At 68.0% G+C, this 435-nt stretch carries 1 pseudogene; it reads left to right on the top strand.

The annotated features are described in order from the left end of the window. Window positions 1–435, top strand: a pseudogene (locus tag ACFIKI_RS08405) (AMP nucleosidase); the annotation flags it as partial.

Genomic DNA, 435 nt, shown 5'->3' with positions numbered 1-435 from the left:
CTGGGCGACTACGTGCTGGCCCACGCCTATGTGCGCGAGGACCATGTGCTGGACGAGGAACTGCCGCTGTGGGTGCCCATTCCCGCGCTGGCCGAGATCCAGCTGGCCCTGCAGCAGGCCGTGGCCGACGTCACGCAGATGGACGGGCCCGACCTCAAGCGCATCATGCGCACCGGAACCGTGGCAAGCACCGACAACCGCAACTGGGAGCTGCTGCCCAACAACCTGCCCCAGCTGCGCTTCAGCCAGAGCCGCGCCGTGGCGCTGGACATGGAAAGCGCCACCATCGCGGCCAACGGCTTCCGCTTCCGCGTGCCCTACGGCACGCTGCTGTGCGTGTCCGACAAGCCGCTGCACGGCGAGATCAAGCTGCCCGGCATGGCCAACCACTTCTACCGCGAACGCGTGGACCAGCATCTGCGCATCGGCATGCGC

Origin of the sequence: Bartonella sp. TT121SHDZB, from assembly GCF_042193415.1 — a bacterium.
Lineage (GTDB): Bacteria > Pseudomonadota > Alphaproteobacteria > Rhizobiales > Rhizobiaceae > Bartonella.
This window is presented reverse-complemented; position numbering and strand designations above follow the sequence as displayed.